The sequence below is a fragment of the Agromyces humatus genome, assembly GCF_021228295.1.
GTDB classification, from domain to species: domain Bacteria; phylum Actinomycetota; class Actinomycetes; order Actinomycetales; family Microbacteriaceae; genus Agromyces; species Agromyces humatus.
This window is the reverse complement of record NZ_JAJQPD010000004.1, coordinates 24,406-44,560: the sequence shown is the minus strand read 5'-3', so window position 1 is coordinate 44,560 and position 20,155 is coordinate 24,406. Positions and strand designations below refer to the sequence as shown.

The window sequence follows — 20,155 nt, the reverse complement described above, 5'->3', positions numbered from 1 at the left end:
ACCACCATTGAAGGATTCAGCAACACGGCCGAACGCTCGCAGGCGCGCCGGGGCATGCGCGCGGCGGTACCCTTGAAGTGAACCTGCGCTCACAAGGCGCGGGCACGGTTCCGCCCACGAAGCGGATGATTCGAGGAGAACGATCGATGACGATCACACACGCCCCGGCCCCTGCAGCCGAGGTCAACGCAGCACTTCCCACCGAGGCGCCCGACCACGAACGGGTGCTCATCACCCGCGGCCCTCGCTCAGGCCTCACGATCATCGTGGCCGTGCACTCGACGAGGCTCGGCCAGGCACTCGGCGGCGCACGCCTCTGGCGCTACGGCCACTGGACCGACGCCCTCGCCGACGCTCTGCGCCTCTCGCAGGCGATGACCATGAAGAATGCCGCTGCGGGCCTCGCGCGCGGCGGCGGCAAGTCGGTCGTGGCGATCCCCGCGGGCGTCACACTCGACGAAGCACAGAAGCGCGACGCGATGCTCGACCTCGGCGACGCCGTCGAGTCGCTCGGCGGCGCCTACATGACCGCCGAAGACGTCGGCACGAGCGCCGAGCTCATGGCCGTCGTGCACGAGCGCACCGAGCACGTCTGCGGCCTTCCCGCCGAGCAGGGCGGTGTGGGCGAACCTGCCGACGCCACCGCGGCAGGCGTGCACGCCTCGATCATCGCCACCCTCGGCCACGTGTTCGGCTCGACCGACGCGACCGGCCGTCACCTCGTCATCTCGGGCCTCGGCCAGGTGGGCGGTCGCCTCGCGCGCAGCCTGGCGGCCGCCGGCGCGCGACTGACCGTGACCGATGTGGCGGCCGACAAGCGTGCGCTCGCCGACGAGCTCGGCGCGGCGTGGGTCGACCCGGCCGACGCGCACCGCGTCGAGGCCGACGTGTTCGTTCCGTGCGGCCTCGGCGGCGTGCTGACCCCCGAGGTCGTCGACGAACTGCGGGTGCGTGCCGTGGTCGGCGCCGCGAACAACCAGCTCGCCTCGCGCGACGTCGCACGACTCCTCACGGAGCGGCGCATCGTGTGGGCGCCCGACTTCGTCGTGAACGCCGGCGGCGTCATCTACCTCGACGTCGCGAGCGAGCCAGACGCCGACCAGGCGGCGCTCGACGCGCGCATCGCCGGCATCGGCGACACCGTCGCCTCGGCCCTGCGCGACGCCGAACTGCGCGGGGCGACGACCCTCGAAGCCGCCGAGCGCCTCGCCCGCACGCGCCTCGACGCCGCACGATGACCGACCGGCACGGCCAGTAGGCTCGTGCCATGACCACCCCCGTTCCGTCACCGTCGTCCGCCCCTGCCCGGTACACGCCCGCGGCCAGCCCGGCGCGGCGCACGGTGGCGGTGCTGCTCTCCGCCGCGGCGGTCGCGCTGACCGCGCTCGCCGCGGCGGTGCTCGCATTCTTCATCGGCAACGGGCAGGCCCCCACGGTGTTCGGGCAGGTCTTCGGGCACTTCGCCCTGACGGCCACGATCACCTGGGTGCTGCTCGTGGTCGCGAACGCGGTCGGAGCGACCCGCGCGTGGTTCCTCGCACTGCTCACGGGGTTCGCGTCGTCGTGCCTCGCGGCGCTCATCGCGACGACGTTCACGGTGGGCGCCACCTCGCGCAACCCGTTCTCGGGGGCACTGTTCGCCTTCGTGGTCGGCTCGCTGGTGAGCCTCAACCTGATCTTCATCATCGCGGTGATCCTCGCGGAGGTCTTCATCGCGCCGCGCGTGATGCGGAGCATCCTCGGGCACACGCCCGAGTGGCCACCGCGCCGCATCGCGCTCGTGCGCATCCCGGCATCGAATCTCGACGAGGGCGAGCTCACGCATCTCGCGCGCCGACCGGTCGACCACGAGCTCGCTGACGAGCAGTGGGACAACTACTGCGCCGCGCTCGCGGCCGAGGGCTGGGAGACCGTCGAGATCGACGCCGCGCCCGAACTGGCCGACTCGGTCTTCGTCGAGGACACCGTGGTGATGTTCGGCGACCTCGCCGTGATCACGAACCCCGGCGCCGAGTCGCGCCGCCCCGAGATCGAGGCGGTCGAACGCACGGTCCGCGCGATCGCGGGCGTCACCGTCGAGCGCATCGAATCGCCGGGCACGCTCGAGGGCGGTGACGTGCTGAAGGTCGGGCCGGTCGTCTACGTCGGCGCGTCGTCCCGCACGAACGCCGAGGGCATCCGGCAGTTGCGCGAGATGCTCTCACCTCACGGCTACCAGGTTGTCGCGATGCCGATCACGAAGGCGCTGCACCTGAAGAGCGCGGCGACGGCGCTGCCCGACGGCACGATCATCGGCGACCCCGCGCTGCTCGAGGTCACGAGTGTGTTCGCAACCTTCCTGCCCGTGCCCGAACCCGAGGGCGTGGCGGTCGTCGAGCTCAGCCCGACATCGCTGCTGATGTCGGCGTCGGCGCCGCAGACGGCGGCGATGCTGTCGGGGCTCGGCTACCGCGTGGTCACGGTCGACATCAGCGAGTTCGAGAAGCTCGAGGGCTGCGTCACCTGCCTTTCGGTGCGGGTGCGCTGACGACGCCTGAGGCCGCTGAGGTGCGCTGGCGCCGCATGGTGCCTGCCTCGTGAGTCGCGGGTGATGTGCAGTGCTGATTCGACTACCACGCGGCCGTGACCGGCCGACGAGGCGGGCATTCGTGGTTGTGTTCGATGTCTGTGGGTGCTGAGATCATCGTTGTATGGCAGATGCGTTCGATGCAATGAGGGCGGGGTTGCTCGACCCGCTCGCGGGTATCGAGCTGCCGATCGGATTCGATCGGTCCGACGCTGCTGTTCGTGACCGGGTGCTTGATCCCTCCGACGTGGACGTGTCGCCGTTCGAGTCGGATGCGTGGTTCGAATTCTCGGGTGCGTCGGGTCCGGTTGACGCATTCGCCGAGCTGCGTGCCGCGTTGGACGCGGCCGAGCAGGCGCAGTGCGCGGTGAATCGGGCGATGGCCGCGCACCTTGATGCGGTGGCGCGGGCGCTCGCGGTCGCTGCCCGGAATCCAGCGGTGTATGTTCGCCCGCACGCTGTTACCGCCCCTGATGCGGTCGAGTTGGCGGTGCGTGCCGCGGCCGCGGAGCTCTCGATGAGGTTGCAGGTCCCGGCGGGCACGATCCGTAACCGGGCGCACGAGGCGACGGTGCTTCAGCAGCGATTGCCGCGGGTGTGGGCCCGGTTCGCCGACGGGGTCGCCGGGTATGTCGACGCACGGGTCGCGGTCGACGCAGCGACCGGGTTCGAGGCCGGTGACCCGCGGCTGACCGAGCTCGACGGGGCGCTCTCAGCGCTGATCGGCACGGTCACGACGACCAGGTTCAGGCAACAGGCCCGCACGATCCGGGCCGGGCTCGAGCGGGAGCAGCTCGAGGCCCGGCACACCCGGGCGTACGCCGCCCGGCGAGTGGTGGTCGAGCATGTCGATGACGGTATGACGTGGGTGAGCCTGTACACCTCCCGGGTCGATGCAGCCCGCTTGTACGCGCGGCTCGACGCGACCGCACGCATCCAGGCCGGGCCCGACGAGCCCCGCACCCTCGACCAGGTGCGTGCCGATACCGCGGTCAGGTGGCTGACCGGTGACGGCGGTCCGACTGCGGCCCGCGCCGAGGTCATCGTGACCGTGCCGATGCTCAGTCTGGCCGGGTCGATACTGCGCCTGCCACCCTCGACGGGGTGGGTCCTGTCGATCTCGCGACCGCCCGGCAACTGTTCGCCGACGCACCGTCGTTCCTGCGGCTCGCGGTCGACCCGATCACGGCCGCCCCACTCGCGCTCGACCGCACACGGTACCGGCCCACGAATGCGCAACGGCTCTGGCTCGCCCTGATCCACGGGCGATGCAGCCGGCCCGGCTGCGACCGGCTCGCGATCAGCGCCGACCTCGACCACGTCCACGACTGGCACGACGGCGGCCTCACCAACGATGAGAACCTCGCACCCTTGTGTCGCGGTGATCATCGGTTGAAACACGCCACCGCGTTCACCCCGATCAAGACCCGCGACGGCACCACTTGGCGCAGCCCCACCGGCCACAACTACACCCAAACCCCACCATTCTGAACCCGGTCGCGAAGAAGGGGAGCTACTCGTCGTGGCTCAGCCGGCGAGCTCCGTGGCTCGAGGTTCGCGCACGCGACCGTCGTGCAACTCGAGCACGCGATCGGCGCGACTGACGAGCGCCGCATCGTGCGTGGTCACGACGGCCGAGACCCCGCGGCGGTGCACGAGCTCGCCGATGAGGTCCATCACGGTCGCGGCGGTGCCGCTGTCGAGCTGGCCGGTCGGTTCGTCGGCGAGCAGCACCTGAGGGCGGGCGGCCAGGGCGCGCGCGATGCCGACGCGCTGCTGCTGGCCGCCCGAGAGCTCGTAGGGGCGCTGCGCGGCGTGCGCCGCGAGCCCGACGAGCTCGAGCGACTCGGCGACCCGCGCCTCGCGCTCGGCCGGCTGCATGCGCGCGAGCCGCAGCGGCACCTCGACGTTCTCGGCGGCCGACAGCACGGGGATGAGCCCGAACGACTGGAACACGTAGCCGAGCCGGTCGCGCCGCACGGTCGCGAGCGCGTCCTCACCGAGCGCCGACAGGTCGTCATCGCCGAACACGACCCGGCCCGATGTCGGCCGATCGAGCCCGCCGAGCAGGTTCAGAAGCGTCGTCTTGCCGGCGCCCGAACGGCCCGTGACGACGAGCAGCTCGCCGGGTCGCACCTCGAGCGACACGTCGTCGACGGCACGCACGGCGCCGCCGCGACCCTCGAACACCCGGCTCACGGATTCGGCGCGCAACGCGGTCATCGTTCCTCCTCGGGTCGGGGTTCGGCCTCGGATGCCGCGGCCGCGGGTGCTGCGGCCGATTCGATGCCGGATGCCCCGGCTGCGTGCCGCGCGCGCCGCCGCGGCGTGTCGGCGCCCCCGGCTACCGGGGGTGTCGCGTCAGGGACATCCGCTCGGCCCTCGTCACCCGGCCACACGCCGACGTGGTCGGGCTCGAGCGCGAGGCGAACCCGATCGCGCAACTCGAGCGCCTGCACGAACTCGTGCGGCAACTGAAGCCGGCCGACGCGGTCGAGCACGGCGAACTCCTCGGCGATGTGCTGCTCTTCACCGTGCTCGTCGACACGGGTCGAACGCAGGACCTCGGTGGAGGTGCGGCCGTCGCGGATCTGCACGGTGCGTCGCACATGACCCGACACCCCGGGGTCGTGCGTGACGATGAGGGTCGTCACGCCGAGCTCGAGGTTGACGCTGCGCATGGCCTCGAGCACGGCGGCCGAGGTCGACTCGTCGAGCTCTCCGGTGGGTTCGTCGGCGAGCAGCACGAGGGGCTCGTTCGCGAGCGCGACGGCGATCGCGACGCGCTGCTGCTGCCCGCCCGACAGCTCGCCGGGGCGGCGGTCGCGGGTGTCGCCGACCTCGAGCAGGCCGAGCAGGTCGTCGATGCGTGCCGCTCGCGCCTGGGCGCGGCGTCCGCCGGCGACGTTCATCGCGAGCGCGATGTTCTCGGCGGCCGTGAGGTAGGGGAGCAGGTTGCGCGAGGTCTGCTGCCACACGAATCCGACGGTGCGTCGCCGGTAGGCGACCCGCTCGCGCGAGCCCATGGTGAGCAGGTCGTGGCCCGCGACCCGCGCGACACCGGCTGTGGCGGTGTCGAGGCCCGAGAGGATGGTCAGCAGCGTCGACTTGCCCGAACCCGACGCACCGACCACCGCGACGATCTCGCCGGCGTCGACGCGCAGGTTCAGGCCCTGCAGCGCCTGCACCTCGACGCCGTCGGCGGTGAAGATGCGCACGAGATCGGTGCACAGGATGTGCGGTTCGGACACGGAGGCCATGATTCATCCTTCCTCTTCGGCGCGCAGCGCGCGCGAGACGCGCCCCGCCCCCGCATCGCCGCCGATGCGGGAGGCGAGCAGCACCGCGACGGCAGTGACCAGCACGGCGCCCGCGAGCACCGCCACGATGAGTCCGGGGTCGAACACGACGGAGGGTTGCGCGTCTTCGCCGGTGAACGAGCGCAGGTCGACGCCCTGCAGCACGACGAACGGCAGAACGGTGCCGAGCAGCGCGCCCGCCACGAGGGCGACGACCACGACCGGCCCGATCTCCCACGCGACGAGCCCGCGCTCGCCTCGGCGGCGCAGCCCGAGGGTCGCGAGCAGCGGCATCAGACGGTCGCGCGCGGGCCGCCCGACGACGAGCGTGAGCACGATCGCAAGGGCCGTGAGCAGGCTCGGGAACACGATCGCGGCGATGAGCGCGACCACGAGACCGCTCGTCGTCGACACCGCGCGCAGGTCATCGAGCAGCATCGACGGGGTCGTCACGGTCGCCTCAGGGCCGGCGATCTCGACGAGGGTCTCGGTGACCGCGTCGGTGTCGGCACCCGGGGCGAACCTCACGAGCACGGTGCGCGGCACGAACGAGTCCGCGAACCCGTCGGCATCGGAGCGGTCCATGAGCACCCAGCTCGCGCGTGGCGAGTAGGCGGTGCGGCCGTCGACGACGGCGAGCGCCTCGAACTCCTCGCCCTCGAGCTCGACGGCCTCAGCGCCCTCGATCGAGTCGGCGACGGACTGGGAGATCACGACGGGCACGGGCGACGCGGCGTCGTTCGCGCCGGTGTCATCGCCGAGCCCTTCGGGAAGCGGCGTGGCTCCGGCGCGGCCCGCCTGCACCTGCCGCATCTCGTCGGCGTCGACCACGATGAGCGTCGTCGTGCGCACCCGCCCGTCGATCTCGAGGGTGCTGGGCGCGGTCGAGTACACGGGCGCGATCGCGTCGACGCCGGCCACCTCCGCGAACGCGGCCTGCTGCTCGAGCGTGAACGGCGTGCCGGTGACGGCGGCGTCGGCGCCGACCCGGGCGTCGGCGGCGCGGGCGACGCCGGTCTGCACGGTGCCGAGCAGCACCGCAGAGAACACCGCGACCGAGACGCCGACGACGACGGTGAGCACCGGCACGATGCCCGCCGACGGGTCACGCAGCGCCCTGGCCGAGCCGAGGAAGGGAACGAGGTCGCGCCGCCGGCTGTTGCGGCGCACGAGGGCTGCGAGCGGCAGCGGGTAGAGCCGCAGCACGATGAGGCACACGAGCAGCGCGAGCAGCAGCGGCACGGCCGCGAGCAGCGGATCGACGCCGACCTCGCCGGCCGACGTCGCGAGTCCGCGCCGCAGCAGCAGCGCCACGGCCGTGATCGCGACGATCGCGACGGCGGCCTCGGCGATCCATCGGTGACGGGCGCCGCCACGCACGCGCACGTCGGCGCGGGCGCGTCGGAGTGGGCTGAGTGCGGGTACCGACGCGACGAGCAGCGCAGCGGGTGCGAGCGCGAACACCGCGGCGATGAACCAGCCGCCGCGGCCGGCGTCGGCGGGCACGATGAGGGTCCCGAGCACGCCGCCGACCAAGGCGGCCGGCACGCCGATGACGAGGCCCTCGAGCGCGAGGACGCCCCGGAGCCCGCCGTCGGACGCGCCGCGCGCCGCGGCGAGCTCGAGTCCCGTGCGCCGTCGCTCGAACACCACGCGCGCCCCCAGGAGGAGCACGGCGACCATGACGCCGATCGGACCCGACGCGATGGTCGCGAGCACCGCATCGGTGGCGCCGGCCGCGAGCGCCGCCGACTCGAGCGCGTCGGAGAGCCCGGTCGAGAAGGTCACCTCGCCGACCGGTGAGAAGGCGAAGTCGCCGAAGCCCGTGCCGAGCGGATAGGCCTCGCTCGTGAACTCGTCGACCGCGGCACGCACGTCGGCCGATTCGTCGGCCCGGATGCGGTCGGGCAGTGTCGGAAACCAGGAGTCCATCGTCGACTGCGGCTGGGTCTGCACGTACGCGGCCCACGAACTCGGGTCGGCGAAGCCGAGCCCCGTGATGCGCAGGCTCCCATCGGCCGAGAACGCGACAGAGGGCTGCAGCGCGACAGGAACGTGGGTCCAGAACCCGTCGTCGGGGTCGATCGCGGCGAAGGTGCCGACGAGTCGAACCTGCTGGCTGTCGGCGCCGACGGGGAGCGTGCGCACCTCGTCGAGCCCCCACGCCATCTCGGCGGCGACGGACTCGGCGAACACGATCTCGATCGGCTCGTCGGTCGACTCGGGTGCCGGCGGGCCGGCGAATCCGTCGTCGACCTGGGGTGGGGAAGGGGCGTCGCCGACGAGCACCGCGGGCCAGTCGCCGTTCGTGAGCCTGACGTGCTCCCGCAGTCGGGGGTCGAACCCCGTGAACAGCTGGTACGAGATCGAGCCGCCTGCCGCGCCTTCGGGCAGGGCATTCGCGGGCCCGGCGAACAGCACCGTGAGCGGGTCGCCGGTGACGGCGGCGAGCGGCTCGGGCATGCGGGCGCGGATGTCGTGGAGGCGCTCCTCGTGCCCGCCCCAGACGGCGTCGACGCCCTCGGGGAGGGTGGTTCCGCTCGCCGACGGGCCGAGCCCGGGCTGCGCGCGCGTGGAATTGAGCACGTCGAGTTCGCGTGCCGGGTACTCGTCGAGCCGCTCGCCGAGTGCTGCGGTGTGCATCGCAGCGACGGCGCGCGGCACCGCGGTCGCGAGCAGTGCCCCGGCGAGGACGAGGAGCGCGAGCAGGATCGACGCGACCGGAGCCGCGAGGAACTGCCGTCGCAGCAGGCCCGCCGACGAGAGGTGCGAGTGGTGTCGCGCGCTCATCGTTCCTCCTGCCTGAGGCCGGGGTGCGCGGCGAGGTGTCGCACCGAGCGCGCGGCGACCGCGATGATGACTGCGGCCAGCACGACGAACGCGGCGAGCACCGCGACCCATGGCGCCCACGCGATCTCGAACGGCGCCACCACCGAGTCGGGTGCGCCGGCGACCGCGGCATGTGCGAGTTCGCGCGCGGTGACGAGGGCGGTCGCGACGCCGATGAGGCCTCCGATGACGATGGCGGTGCCGACCGTGACGGCGAGCTCGGCGGCTCTCGACCGCGACTGCGTGCGCGCGGGGACGCCGAGGGCGCGCAGCACGACGACCTCGCCGAACCGCGCCGAGCCGAGTGCGCTCGCGAGTGCGACGATCGCGATCAGCGCAAGGGCGAGGGCACCGGCGGATCCCACCCACAACGCGGTGACGGCGGGACCGATCAGGGTCGCCGACGACACGTCGGCACGCGTCATGGCCGTCAGCGCCGTGCGCCGGTCGGCTTCCAGCGCGGTGGCCACGCGCTCGGGGTCGGATGTCGCGAGCCAGCGTTCTCCGAACGCCGGCACGCCCCCGCCCTCGTCGAAGGCCGCGCGGCCCAATGCCCCGAGGTCGGCGTACACGGCGTTCGTGCCCGCCGTGGGCACGACCGGCACCGTGCCGGCGACGATCGCGTCGAGCTCGGCCCCACCGGTCACCACGCGGAAGGCGAACCGGTCGCCGACCTCTGCCGAGATGCGCGCGGCGAGCGCGTCGGCGAGCACGACGGGCAGCGGATCGCTGCCACCGTTCGTCAGCTTCGCGCGGGCCTCGGGCTCGGCCGACGAGACCACGGCCGGGCCGTCGACGGCGAGCCCGGCGGCGCGGTCGACCGCGGCGCCGTCGACCGCGAAGCCGTCGAACCCGACGCGCACGTCGTCGGCGCCCCGGGCGCCCACGAGCGACGCCTGCAGGCCGATGAGGCGCACGCCTGCGGCATCCGGCAGTTCGGTCTCGACCCGGCCCGTGCCCGCCGCGATCTCGACCTCGCCCGCGGGAAGGCGTGTCGCGGCGCCGCCCGCGGTGAGCAGCCACGTCGATACCGCGACCCGGCCGGCGGTGCCGGCCGGAGCCTGCAGGGTGACGTCGACCGCGAGGGTCGAGGCGCCCTCGGGCAGTTCGACGCCGGCCGCCTCGGCCGACGCCGCGAGCGGGCCCCCGACCGCCTCGGCTCCGGTGCCGGGCGCCACCTGTCCGAGCTCGCCGACCGGTGCAGCGACGAGGGTCGCGGGGTCGGAGCCGAGACGGATCTCGCCGCGGAACACGGGTGCGTCGGCGGTGACGGCGTCGGCGTGGACCCCGTCGACATCGGCGAACGGGTCGGCGACCGCGAGCGGGTCTGGGCCGCGCACGAGGTCGCGGCCCGCGAACGCCAGCCGAACGTCACCGCCGGCGGTGAGCGCCGCGGCCTGGCGGTCGATCTGGTGCCACGCGCCCGCGAACGAGGCGGTGAGCGTGAGGCCGGCGACCGCGAGCATCGTCACGAACGACGCCGATGCATAGAGCGCGGCGCGGCGCGCGAGTTGGCGCATCGGCAGCGCGGGCACGAGGGCCGGACGTCCGGCCGCGAGGCGTTCGAGCACCGCACCGACCGCCCCGGTCAGGCCGAGCGCGAGCAGCGACAGGGCGAGCAGCACCAGCACGGGGGCGAGCACCGCGACCGGATCGACGTCGACACGGCCCGATGCGCCCATCACCAGCGGCGACCCGTAGAGCCGGAACTGCCACAGCGCGATCGCCGCGGCGACCGCGATCAGCAGCGCACCCCCCGCGACCGCCGTGCGCGGCCCACGCCCGACCTCGTCGCCCGATCCGCGCACGACCGGGCGCCGTGCGTCGATGAGGGCGCGGCCCGCGACGATCACGATCGCAGCGCCGACGGTGACGGATGCCGCGAGCCACGCGATGCCCGCGTCGCGGGCCTCCCCGGGGCGTGCGAGCGCCAGAACCGTCTCGGCGACGAGCACCCCGATGATCGCGGAGGGCACGCCGACCACGAGCACCTCGAGGGCGGTCTCGCCGGCGAGGCGCCCGGCCGAGGCGCCTCGGGCGCGAAGCAGCGTCGTCTCGGACCGCCGGGCGGCGCCGAGCAGCGTCGCGAGTCGGGTGAGCGCGGCGATGCCCGCGAACGCGAGCACGAGCACGGGCAGCGGCGCCACCGCGCGCACGGCGTCGATGCCCGCGAGCAGGCGGGTGAGCGTGGCGCCGAGATCGCCGGTCGCACCGAGCCCGCTTGAGCCGAGCTCGGGCTGGTCGCGCAGCGCGGGCTCGATGTTCGGCAGGGTCGCGCGCAGGGCCGCGGCACGGTCGGGCGTCAGGTTCGCGGTGTCGGGCAGGGCGGTCCAGCGCACGACGACCGCGGCCGGGACATCCGCCATCGCCGCTTCGGCGACCACGAACGGCCCGGAGCCGCCCTCGACCGCGCCCGTCGCGACGATCGGCTCGCCGAACCAGGCCGGATCGTTCGGGTTGAACGGCAGCCACGTGCCGACGACGAGGAGTCGGCGAGCGCCGTCGCCGTCGCCGTCGCCGTCGAGCGTGACCAGGTCGCCCGGGACGAGCCCGAGGTCGGCCGCGGCGCGGGCGTGCAGCGTCGTCGCGCGCGCGCCTTCGGCGTCGGCGTCGGCGACCGATTCGGGGGAGTCGGCCCATGCTCCGTCGACGAGGTCGGCGCGCTCGGCAAGGGTCGGGTCGGCGAGCAGCACGGCGCCGAACGGCTCGCCGTCAGCCGTGCCGACCGCGGCGGCGACCGGCGCGGACTCGACGCTGCGGCTCCACACGGCGCCGTTCGGCACGAGGGAGCGGTCGAGCACCGAGGCCGCCGCCTCGGTCTGGGCGGCGGGGTCGTCGGCGAGCCGGATCTGCCAGCGGGCCGCCCCGTCGGTTCCGGTCGTCGCGGCGAGCCCCGTTCGCAGGCCCTCCGTCGCCGCGCCGGCCAGTGCGTCGACGACACCGGCGCCGAGTCCGGCGAGCAGCATGACGACGGCGGCGATGCCGGCGAGCACACCCAGGCGGGCGTTCGCACGCGCGAACGCCGTCCGTGCTGCTCCCACGTGCGCTCCTCGTCGATCGGGCCGCGCGCGGGCGGGTGCAGGGACCGGGTCGCGCGTCCGCCGCGATGCGGGCGACGGCACGCGAGCCCACGCGACGACGACACCGCAGCCTACTCCGCAACTCGGTCTTGCATGCCACTCCCGCGGCATCGTAGGCTGTAGGGCTGGCTGCGCGGCGAACCCGGCGCGGCCCCGAGGGTTCGACAGAGCGACTCGACACGGCGAGATCCACACCACGACGCAGGAGGACACCATGCAGACAGAAACCGACGCCCGCACGGTCGCGGTCGATGGCGCTGGTCGCTCGGCGTTCCCCGTCGTAGGCCGCGCCCGGTAGAGACCGGCCCGCCCGCAGGCTCCGCCTGCACGTTTCGCGGCCCTGCCGTCGCCGATCATTCGGTCGTCGACCAGGCCCGACCGACGCGTTTCCGCGTCCACATTCACCGTCACGCCCGCCGATCAGGTTCGCTCGTGAGCGATCGGCATCCCCTCTGAGGAGCACCGGACTTGTCCGAATCCGTCCAGCCGCAGCATCCGCATGTCGCGACCGAATCGACCCCGCGCGTGGGCACCCTGCGCGCACTCTGGCGCCTGCGTGAGTTCGCAGGGCCCGCGATGCCCGCGTTCGCCGGCAGCATGGCCGCCGCGCTCGTGGCGCAGCTCATCGCATTGACCATCCCGCAGGTGCTGGCGCAGATCGTCGACGGCCCGCTCGCCGACGGCGACGCGGCGGCCATCGCCCCGCTGACGCTGCTCGTGTTCGCCCTCGGCACCGCCGAGGCGCTGCTCTACGCGCTGCGCCGCTGGCTCGTGGTCGGGCCGGGCACCAAGGTCGAGGCGCGCATGCGCAACGCCCTCTACGCGAAACTGCAGGACCTGCCGGTGAGCTTCCACGACCGCTGGCCGAGCGGGCAGCTGCTCTCGCGGGCCGTGAGCGACCTCGGGCTGATTCGCCGGTGGCTGTCGTTCGGCCTCGTGCTCACCGGGGCGAACCTCGTGATCATCGTCGTCGGCGTGGGCATCCTCATGTCGATGAACTGGTTGCTGGGACTCATCTTCCTCGTCTGCTCGCTGCCGCTCTGGTGGGCCGGCTGGCGGTTCGAGGGGCAGTACTCCGAGCAGTCGCGGCTGAGCCAAGACCAGGCGGGCGACCTCGCGACGGCCGTCGAGGAGTCGGTGCACGGCATTCGCGTGCTGAAGGCGTTCGGGCGCGGCAAGCACGCGCTGTCGACGTTCCGCGCACAGGCCGAGTCGCTGCGTCGCACCGAGATCGAGAAGGCGCGCCTCGACGCGAACATCTGGGTGTGGATCATGATCGTGCCGACCGTGGCGCTCGCGATCTGCCTCATCGTCGGGGTGTGGCTCACCGCGAACGGCCAGCTCAGCGTCGGCGAGCTCGTCGCGTTCTTCGCGACCGCGACCGTGCTCGCCTGGCCGATCGAGTCGATCGGCTTCTTCCTCGCGTTCGCACTCGACGCGCGCACGGCGACCGACCGCTTCTTCGACATCCTCGACAGCGAGAACACGATCGTCGACCCCGAGCAGCCGCGACACCTCGCGCGCCCCAAGGGAGAGCTCGCGTTCTCGGGAGTCCACTTCCGCTACCAGGACGCACCCGACCGCTTCGGCGACCTGCTCGACGGCGTCGACCTCGTGATCGAGCCGGGCGAGACCATGGCGCTCGTCGGCCTCACCGGAAGCGGCAAGACCACGATGACCTCGCTCACGACGCGCCTCTACGACGTCACCGCGGGCTCGGTCACGGTCGACGGCGTCGACGTGCGCGCGTTCAGCCGCGAAGAGCTGCGCACGCACGTGGCCATGGCGTTCGAGGACGCGACGCTCTTCAGCGCCTCGGTGCGCGAGAACGTGCTGCTCGGCCGCCCCGAGCTCGCGGGCGACGCCCCCGAGGTCGTCGCCGAAGCCGAGCGGGTGCTCACCGAGGCGCTGCGCATCGCGCAGGCCGGCTTCGCCTACGACCTGCCCGACGGCGTCGACACGAAGGTCGGCGAAGAGGGCATGAGCCTGTCGGGCGGCCAGCGCCAGCGGCTGGCACTCGCGCGCGCGGTCGCCGCGAAGCCCGCCGTGCTCGTGCTCGACGACCCCCTGTCGGCGTTGGATGTCGCGACCGAGGCACGGGTCGAGGCCGAGCTGCGCTCGGTGCTCGCCTCGACCACGGCGCTCATCGTGGCGCACCGGCCGTCGACCGTGACCCTCGCCGACCGGGTCGCGCTGCTCGAAGACGGGCGGGTCACCGCGGTCGGCACCCACTCCGAGCTGCTCCGCGAGAGCGAGCACTACCGCTACGTCATCTCGAGCCTCGAAGACGAAGAGCGGCGGGGTCGCGAGGAACGGCAGGGTCTCGAGACGCGTCCTCCTTCGTCGGGCGCTCCTCGACCAACCGAGTTCGAACGAGAGGAGGCGGCATCATGAGCGTCACCGGTGTGCAGGGCGAAGAACGCCACGACTACTCCAAGGCCGAGTCGCGCCACATCCGCGGGCGTTCGCGGCGCCTGCTCGGCTCGCTGCTGAAGCCCCTGCAGGGCAAGCTCTGGCTGACCGCGGCGGCCGTCGTCGTGTCCTCGGCCGCGCAGGTGGCAGGGCCCGCGATCATCGCGTACGGCATCGACAGCGGCATCCCGGCGCTCATCGAGCAGGACTGGTACCCGGCGGCGTTCGCCGGCCTCGCCTACCTGATCACCGGCATCGTCGGTGCGTTCCTCATCTCGGTGTACATCAGGCTCTCGGCGCGCATCAGCCAGGCTGTGCTCATCGACCTGCGCACGCGGGTGTTCCTGCACACGCAGAAGCTGTCGCTCGAGTTCCACGAGTCCTATACCTCTGGGCGCATCATCTCGCGGCAGACGAGCGACCTCGACGCCATTCGCGAGCTCATGGACGAGGGGCTCACGATGCTCGTGCGCGGGCTCATGTACATGGTGTTCACCGCGATCGCCCTCGTGCTGCTCGACTGGCAGTCGGGACTCGTGCTGCTCGTCGCGCTCGTGCCGCTGGGCATCCTGACCCGCTGGTTCCAGGTGCGCTCGCAAGCGCTGTTCCGGCGCTCTCGGGTGGCCTCGGCGAAGCTCATCGTGCAGTTCGTCGAGACGATGACGGGCATCCGCGCCGTGCAGGCGTTCCGCAAGGAGCGCCGCAACGAGGTGGAGTTCGGCGACCTCACCGAGGACTACCGCGACGTGAACGCCAAGGTGCTCGGCCTCTTCGCCGTGTTCAACCCGGGCCTCGCGTTCATCGGCAACGCCGCGGTGGCGGTGACGCTGCTGCTCGGCGGGTTCCGGGTGATCGACGGGTCGCTCGGGGTCGGCGTGCTGCTCGCAGCGGTGCTCTTCACGAAGCGCTTCTTCGACCCGATGGAAGACCTCGCGATGTTCTACAACGGGTACCAGTCGGCATCGAGCGCGCTCGAGAAGATCTCGGGGGTGCTCGAGGAACAGCCGAGCGTGCCCGACCCGGTGAAGCCGGTCGACCTGTGGAACGCCGAGGGCCGTGTGCGGTTCGAGGCCGTCGAGTTCGCCTACACGAAGGGCCGGGTCATCCTGCCGCGCTTCGACCTCGACATCCCGGCCGGGCAGACGATCGCGCTCGTCGGGTCGACGGGTGCCGGCAAGTCGACCCTCGCGAAGCTCATCGCACGGTTCTACGACCCGAGCGACGGCGTCGTCTCGCTCGACGGCATCGCGCTCAGCGACCTGCACCCGAAAGACCTGCGGCGGGCGATCGTCATGGTCACGCAGGAGGCGTACCTGTTCTCGGGGTCGGTCGCCGACAACATCGCGCTCGGCAAGCCCGACGCGTCGTTCGACGAGATCGTGCGGGCGGCGCAGGCCGTCGGTGCGCACGAGTTCATCGAGGGGCTGCCGAACGGCTACGACACCGACGTGAACAAGCGCGGCGGCCGGGTCAGCGCGGGCCAGCGCCAGCTGATCTCGTTCGCGCGGGCGTTCCTCGCGAACCCCGCGGTGCTCATCCTCGACGAGGCGACCTCGTCGCTCGACATCCCGAGCGAGCGGCTCGTGCAGGAGGGGCTTACCAAGCTGCTCGCCGATCGCACCGCCGTGATCATCGCGCACCGCCTCTCGACGGTCGCGATCGCCGACCGCGTGCTCGTCATGGAGCACGGGCGAATCGTCGAAGACGGCACGCCCGACGAGCTCATCGGCGGCACGGGCCGGTTCGCGGCGCTGCACGCGGCCTGGCGCGACTCGCTCGTGTAGTCGATGGCGAACGGATGACCCGGGGCCCCCGGAACCCGCGGGCCCCGGGGTCGTCCGGGCTCAGCCGGGGACGACGACGAACGGCGTGGGCGTGAGGCCGTTGCAGCTCGTCGCGGCGGTGTATGCGCCCATCATGGGACTCACGAGCAGGTCGCCGTCGGCGAGGGCGGGCAGGGCCATGCCGCGGGCGATCACGTCGGCGCTGTCGCAGGTCGGGCCGGCGAGCGTCACCGGAACGTCTCGTCGTGCTCGGCGGCGGCGGGTCGCGCGCTCGGTCGGTGCATCGGTCGGTGCATCGGCCGGTCCATCGGTCGTGGGCTGCGCGGCCAGCTCGGATGCCGCGAACACGAGCGGGTGAGCGCCCTCGGCACCGGAGCCCGAGAACGCGCCGTGCACGCCCTCGTCGAGGTAGTGCCACCGGCCGTCGGGCCGATCGGCCGTGCCGACGACCCTCGTGACGAGGGTCGCGGCCGGGGCCGCGACGAAGCGGCCCGGCTCGATGGCGATCTTCAGGTGCCGCGGTGCGTCGGCGAGCTCTCCGCGGATGCCGTGGGCGAGTTCGGCGAGCGTCGGCACCGGCTCGTCGTACGCGACGGGGAGCCCGCCGCCCAGATCGAGCATCTCGAACCGGATCGCGTGGCGTTCCTCGAGGTCGCGGATGAGCGCGAGGGTCCGGCGGATCGCACGTTGCCACGGTGCCACCGAGACGGTCTGGCTGCCGACGTCGAACGTGAACCCCGCCACGCGCAGGCCGACCTGCAGGCAGTGGGCGACGAGCGCCGGTGCATCCCCGGGGCGAACGCCGAAGCTCGGCGATCGGTCGCCTCGCGTGGGGAAGGCGAGTCGGACGAGCACGGCGACCTCGGGCAGGCCGCGGAACTTCGCGACCTCTGATTCGCTGTCGACGACGAATGTGCGGATGCCCCGAAGGTAGGCCCCCGTGATGTCGGCGACCGACGTCATCGGGTGATTGTGCAGGCACCGCGCGATCGAGACCCCCGCGCGCTCGAGGAGGTCGATCTCGCACCGGGAGGCGACCGAGAAGCTCGCCCCGAATGCGTCGATCGCCGTGATCGCGGCGAGGTGCGGGAGCGCGCCGGTCGCGAAGTGGATGGCGACGTCGGGAAGCTCGTGACGCAGGGCCAGCAGCTGCGTGGTCACCCGGTCGGTGTCGAGCACGAGCAGCGGGCTGCCGTGCCGGCGCACCAGGCCGTCGAGGTCGATGCGGTTCGCGTAGTCGGCGAGGTCGCGACGAACGAGCTCGCGGTGCGGGACGCGCTCGGCGGACGGCGTGGATGCCGTGCCATGGTGCCGCAGTCGCGATGCGATCCGGCGCGGACGTCCGACGAGGACCTCGGCGAGGTGCAACTGGGTGGGGCCCGTGCGAGTGATGCGGGGGGAATCGCTGCTCAACATGACCACGAGCGTGCCCGAGACGAGCGGTCGCGGCATCCATGGGGCCCCCGAACCCGTCGAGGGCGTGCACTGGTCGCGTTCTGCGGGGAGCGTCTGGGGGATCGGCGCGAAGCGCATCAGGGTGACCCCTGAAAGGGGGCGGAAGCGCGGCTCCGAAACGCGGTACAGTCGCGTCAAGCGGGGCGACCGCCTGTCGGTTGCCCATGCTTGCTGAACGGAGGTTCGATGCCTGATCCGACCGTCCCCCTGCGCGTCGGTATCGCTGATGACGCATTGCTGTTGCGCGAGGGCATCTCGAAGGTGCTCGAGGGCGGCGGTATCGATGTGGTGGCATCGGTCAGCACCGGTCAGGAACTGCTCGACGTGATCGACGAACTCGACCTCGACGCCGCGGTGCTCGACATCCGCATGCCGCCGAGTTTTCGCGACGAGGGCATCGTCGCCCTCGAGCAGATGCGCGCGGCCGGGTCGACGATCGGCGTGCTGCTGCTGTCGATGTACGCGACACCCGAGTACGCGTTGCGGGTCATGGGAGCCGGCAGCGGCACCGGGTACCTGCTCAAGGAACGCGTGTCCGAGCCGCAGACGCTCGTGCGCGCGATCGAGACGGTCGCGTCAGGCGGATCCGTCGTCGACCCCGAGGTGGTCGAGCAGCTCGTCAAGCGCACCCGTGCCGACGACCCGCTCTCCCGGCTCACCGAACGTGAGCGGTCGGTGCTCGAGCTCATGGCGCAGGGGTACTCGAACGGCGGAATCGCCCAGACGCTGTTCCTCGGCCTGAAGACCGTCGAGACGCACGTGCGCAGCATCCTGCAGAAGCTCGACCTCGAGGAGTCCCCAGAGCACCACCGGCGGGTGCTCGCGGTATTGACGCTCCTCGGCGAGAGGTGATGGCGCCCGGCCGAAGAGGCCGGATCATCAAGCGCACGATCGTCATCGCGGCCGCCGCCGCGCTCTCGCTCGGCATGGAGATCTCGGGGTGGCTGGTCACGTCGATCACGGCACCCGGGTATCAACCCGAGGTGTCGTGGACGGCCCTGCACTCGATGGTGCCGCTCGTGTTCCTCGCGTGCGCCGGCGTGGCGTGGAGCATCGGCCCGGCCCGGGCCCCGTCACGGCTGATGGTCGCCTTCGCGGTGTTGTGGATTCCACTGACCTTCTTCCGTGTCGTGGAGGACATCGGATGGCTCTGGCCGCTGCTCTACGGCATACACCTGTGGTGGGGGCTCATCGCCGGGATCATCGTGCTCGTGTACCCTCGCGGATGGTTCGCCGACCGCACGGACCGGTGGATCGCCGGGATCGCGCTGGTCTCGGGACTCGTGTACTTCTTCGCCGTCGTGCTGCTGCTGGAGGCCCCGGCTGCAGACACCTGCGCCTGCGTCGCGAACGTCTACCAGATCGCCGAGGTGCCGGCGCTCTACACGGCGATCGACTACGGATTCCGGGGCATCGGCGCCCTGCTCGCGCTCGTGATCGCGGGCAGGCTGCTCGTCCAGTGGGTGCGCGGCAGCGTGCCGGCGCGCACCGTCGCCTTCCTCATGCCGGTCGCCCTCCTCGCGTGGGCGGTGTCGCTCGCGTGGTTCGCCATCAACTACGCCGTGCAGACGACCGCCACCACCGTGATGGGGACCATCTCGCTCGTCGCGATCGCATCGATACCCGTGAGCTTCGTCGCCGGGCTCGCGCACGCCCGGAACATGCGGGCACGCGTCGCCGACCTCATGCGCATCACCCGCGAGGGCGCCGACCGCGGCCTCTGGGCCGAGTCGCTCGCGCGCACCCTCCGCGACGCGTCGGTGCGGGTCTACTGGTGGGACGAGGAGCACGGCCGCTACGCCGATGCCGGCGGTGAACCGCTCGACGGCGATCCCGCCGGCCGGGCGGGCGAGCACAGCCTGCTGCCCGTGGTGTCGCCGACCGGTATCCCCATCGCGCTCATCCGCCACGACAAGGTGCTCACCGACAACATGCGCCTGCTCGACGGCGTCTCGAGCGCACTGCGGCTCTCGGTCGACAACGGGCGGCTGCGCTCCGAGATCGAGCGCACCCTCGAACAGGTGCGGCAGTCGCGAAGCCGCATCGTCGAGGGCGCCGAGAAGGCCCGCCGCCAACTCGAGCGCGACCTGCACGACGGGGCACAGCAGCACCTCGTGTCGCTCGGCATGCGACTGAGGCTCGCCGCCAACCAGGCACGCGACCGAGGCGTCGAGCCGCTCGGCGTCGAGCTCGACGGCACGATCTCGATGCTCAACACGGCACTCAAGGAGCTGCGCGAGCTGGCGCACGGCATCCACCCGTCCCTGCTCACGTCGGGCGGTCTCGCGCTCGCCGTGCCCGAACTCGCCGGCCGCTGCCCGGTGCCGGTCGTCGTCGACGTGCAGGCCGAGGGCCGGCTCCCCGCGGTCGTGGAGTCGACGGCGTACTTCGTCGTCGCCGAGGCGCTCGCGAACGTCGCCAAGCACTCGAAGGCGACGCGAGCCTGGGTGCGGGCACACCTCGACGAGCACGGCGTGCTCGAGCTCGTCGTGCGCGACAACGGCGTCGGCGGCGCCTCACCCTCGGGCAGCGGCATGGTCGGCATCGCCGACCGCGTCGACGCCGTCGACGGCACGATCACGATCGAGAGCCCGCCCGGTGCGGGCACCACGATCACGGTGCGCGTGCCGCTCGCGATGCCCGGTTAGCCGTCGGTCGAGTAATCGCGCCGGCGCCGTATCGAGACCCGATGCGGGTATCGATGCGGGCCCGATATCGTCGCTGCGCTCG

Annotated in this window: 13 protein-coding genes; 8 read left to right on the top strand and 5 right to left on the bottom strand. The window is 72.4% G+C overall.

From position 1 onward, the window contains the following. Positions 1–146 precede the first annotated feature (146 nt). The 4 genes from LSF15_RS07750 to LSF15_RS19185 all read left to right on the top strand — a co-directional run bounded on the left by LSF15_RS07750 (position 147) and on the right by LSF15_RS19185 (position 4,057). Positions 147–1,238, top strand: coding sequence for a Glu/Leu/Phe/Val dehydrogenase family protein (locus tag LSF15_RS07750; protein ID WP_232497966.1), 1,092 nt, complete (start codon positions 147–149; stop codon positions 1,236–1,238). 29 nt (positions 1,239–1,267) lie between these two features. Beyond that, positions 1,268–2,527 carry a dimethylargininase gene (gene ddaH / locus LSF15_RS18770; RefSeq protein ID WP_269756293.1) on the top strand — a complete coding sequence of 420 codons (1,260 nt, stop codon included), beginning with the start codon at positions 1,268–1,270 and terminating at the stop codon, positions 2,525–2,527. A gap of 163 nt (positions 2,528–2,690) precedes the next feature. Beyond that, positions 2,691–3,824, top strand: a complete 1,134-nt coding sequence (locus LSF15_RS07740; protein WP_232497965.1) for a DUF222 domain-containing protein — start codon at positions 2,691–2,693, stop codon at positions 3,822–3,824. Then, positions 3,728–4,057: an HNH endonuclease signature motif containing protein gene (locus LSF15_RS19185; protein ID WP_372459963.1), complete on the top strand. Its 330-nt coding sequence runs from the start codon at positions 3,728–3,730 to the stop codon at positions 4,055–4,057. Before LSF15_RS07740 ends, LSF15_RS19185 begins: the two co-directional genes overlap by 97 nt. A 36-nt stretch (positions 4,058–4,093) precedes the next feature. Here the strand turns inward: LSF15_RS19185 and LSF15_RS07735 are convergent, their stop codons facing one another. From LSF15_RS07735 to LSF15_RS07720, 4 genes are read right to left on the bottom strand one after another with little or no spacing between them, the layout of a single operon-like run. Next, positions 4,094–4,789, bottom strand: coding sequence for an ABC transporter ATP-binding protein (locus LSF15_RS07735; RefSeq protein WP_232497964.1), 696 nt, complete (start codon positions 4,787–4,789; stop codon positions 4,094–4,096). Beyond that, the gene (locus LSF15_RS07730) at positions 4,786–5,826 is read right to left on the bottom strand and encodes an ABC transporter ATP-binding protein (protein ID WP_232497963.1); all 1,041 of its coding nucleotides are present in this window, start codon (positions 5,824–5,826) and stop codon (positions 4,786–4,788) included. The genes LSF15_RS07735 and LSF15_RS07730 overlap by 4 nt, the downstream gene beginning before the upstream one ends. A 3-nt stretch (positions 5,827–5,829) precedes the next feature. Further along, entirely contained in the window at positions 5,830–8,655 is a 2,826-nt protein-coding gene (locus LSF15_RS07725) for an FtsX-like permease family protein (protein ID WP_232497962.1), read from the bottom strand. After that, on the bottom strand, positions 8,652–11,735 hold the full coding sequence (locus tag LSF15_RS07720; RefSeq protein ID WP_232497961.1) for an FtsX-like permease family protein: 3,084 nt from the start codon (positions 11,733–11,735) through the stop codon (positions 8,652–8,654). The genes LSF15_RS07725 and LSF15_RS07720 overlap by 4 nt, the downstream gene beginning before the upstream one ends. Before the next feature lie 507 nt (positions 11,736–12,242). On the opposite strand from LSF15_RS07720, the gene LSF15_RS07715 reads away from it, so the two are divergent. Further along, complete coding sequence (locus tag LSF15_RS07715) at positions 12,243–14,168, top strand: ABC transporter ATP-binding protein (protein ID WP_372459947.1); 1,926 nt, start codon at positions 12,243–12,245, stop codon at positions 14,166–14,168. Beyond that, on the top strand, positions 14,165–15,970 hold the full coding sequence (locus LSF15_RS07710; protein ID WP_232497960.1) for an ABC transporter ATP-binding protein: 1,806 nt from the start codon (positions 14,165–14,167) through the stop codon (positions 15,968–15,970). The genes LSF15_RS07715 and LSF15_RS07710 overlap by 4 nt, the downstream gene beginning before the upstream one ends. Positions 15,971–16,030: 60 nt before the next feature. On the opposite strand, the gene LSF15_RS07705 is transcribed toward LSF15_RS07710, so the two are convergent. Beyond that, complete coding sequence (locus tag LSF15_RS07705; protein ID WP_232497959.1) at positions 16,031–17,503, bottom strand: type III PLP-dependent enzyme domain-containing protein; 1,473 nt, start codon at positions 17,501–17,503, stop codon at positions 16,031–16,033. Between the two features lie 108 nt (positions 17,504–17,611). On the opposite strand from LSF15_RS07705, the gene LSF15_RS07700 reads away from it, so the two are divergent. Together LSF15_RS07700 and LSF15_RS07695 are read left to right on the top strand one after the other, a co-directional pair. Then, positions 17,612–18,277: a response regulator transcription factor gene (locus tag LSF15_RS07700; protein ID WP_232497958.1), complete on the top strand. Its 666-nt coding sequence runs from the start codon at positions 17,612–17,614 to the stop codon at positions 18,275–18,277. Next, a complete protein-coding gene (locus LSF15_RS07695; protein ID WP_232497957.1) occupies positions 18,277–20,073 on the top strand; it encodes a sensor histidine kinase in 1,797 nt (598 codons plus the stop codon). Before LSF15_RS07700 ends, LSF15_RS07695 begins: the two co-directional genes overlap by 1 nt. Positions 20,074–20,155 lie beyond the last annotated feature (82 nt).

Bases quoted from the DNA above. Each gene is read 5' to 3' on its own strand.
- LSF15_RS07750 (WP_232497966.1), top strand. From the start codon at position 147: ATGACGATCACACACGCCCCGGCCCCTGCAGCCGAGGTCAACGCAGCA.
- ddaH (WP_269756293.1), top strand. From the start codon at position 1,268: ATGACCACCCCCGTTCCGTCACCGTCGTCCGCCCCTGCCCGGTACACG.
- LSF15_RS07740 (WP_232497965.1), top strand. From the start codon at position 2,691: ATGGCAGATGCGTTCGATGCAATGAGGGCGGGGTTGCTCGACCCGCTC.
- LSF15_RS07735 (WP_232497964.1), bottom strand. From the start codon at position 4,789: ATGACCGCGTTGCGCGCCGAATCCGTGAGCCGGGTGTTCGAGGGTCGC.
- LSF15_RS07730 (WP_232497963.1), bottom strand. From the start codon at position 5,826: ATGGCCTCCGTGTCCGAACCGCACATCCTGTGCACCGATCTCGTGCGC.
- LSF15_RS07725 (WP_232497962.1), bottom strand. From the start codon at position 8,655: ATGAGCGCGCGACACCACTCGCACCTCTCGTCGGCGGGCCTGCTGCGA.
- LSF15_RS07710 (WP_232497960.1), top strand. From the start codon at position 14,165: ATGAGCGTCACCGGTGTGCAGGGCGAAGAACGCCACGACTACTCCAAG.
- LSF15_RS07705 (WP_232497959.1), bottom strand. From the start codon at position 17,503: ATGCGCTTCGCGCCGATCCCCCAGACGCTCCCCGCAGAACGCGACCAG.
- LSF15_RS07700 (WP_232497958.1), top strand. From the start codon at position 17,612: ATGCCTGATCCGACCGTCCCCCTGCGCGTCGGTATCGCTGATGACGCA.
- LSF15_RS07695 (WP_232497957.1), top strand. From the start codon at position 18,277: ATGGCGCCCGGCCGAAGAGGCCGGATCATCAAGCGCACGATCGTCATC.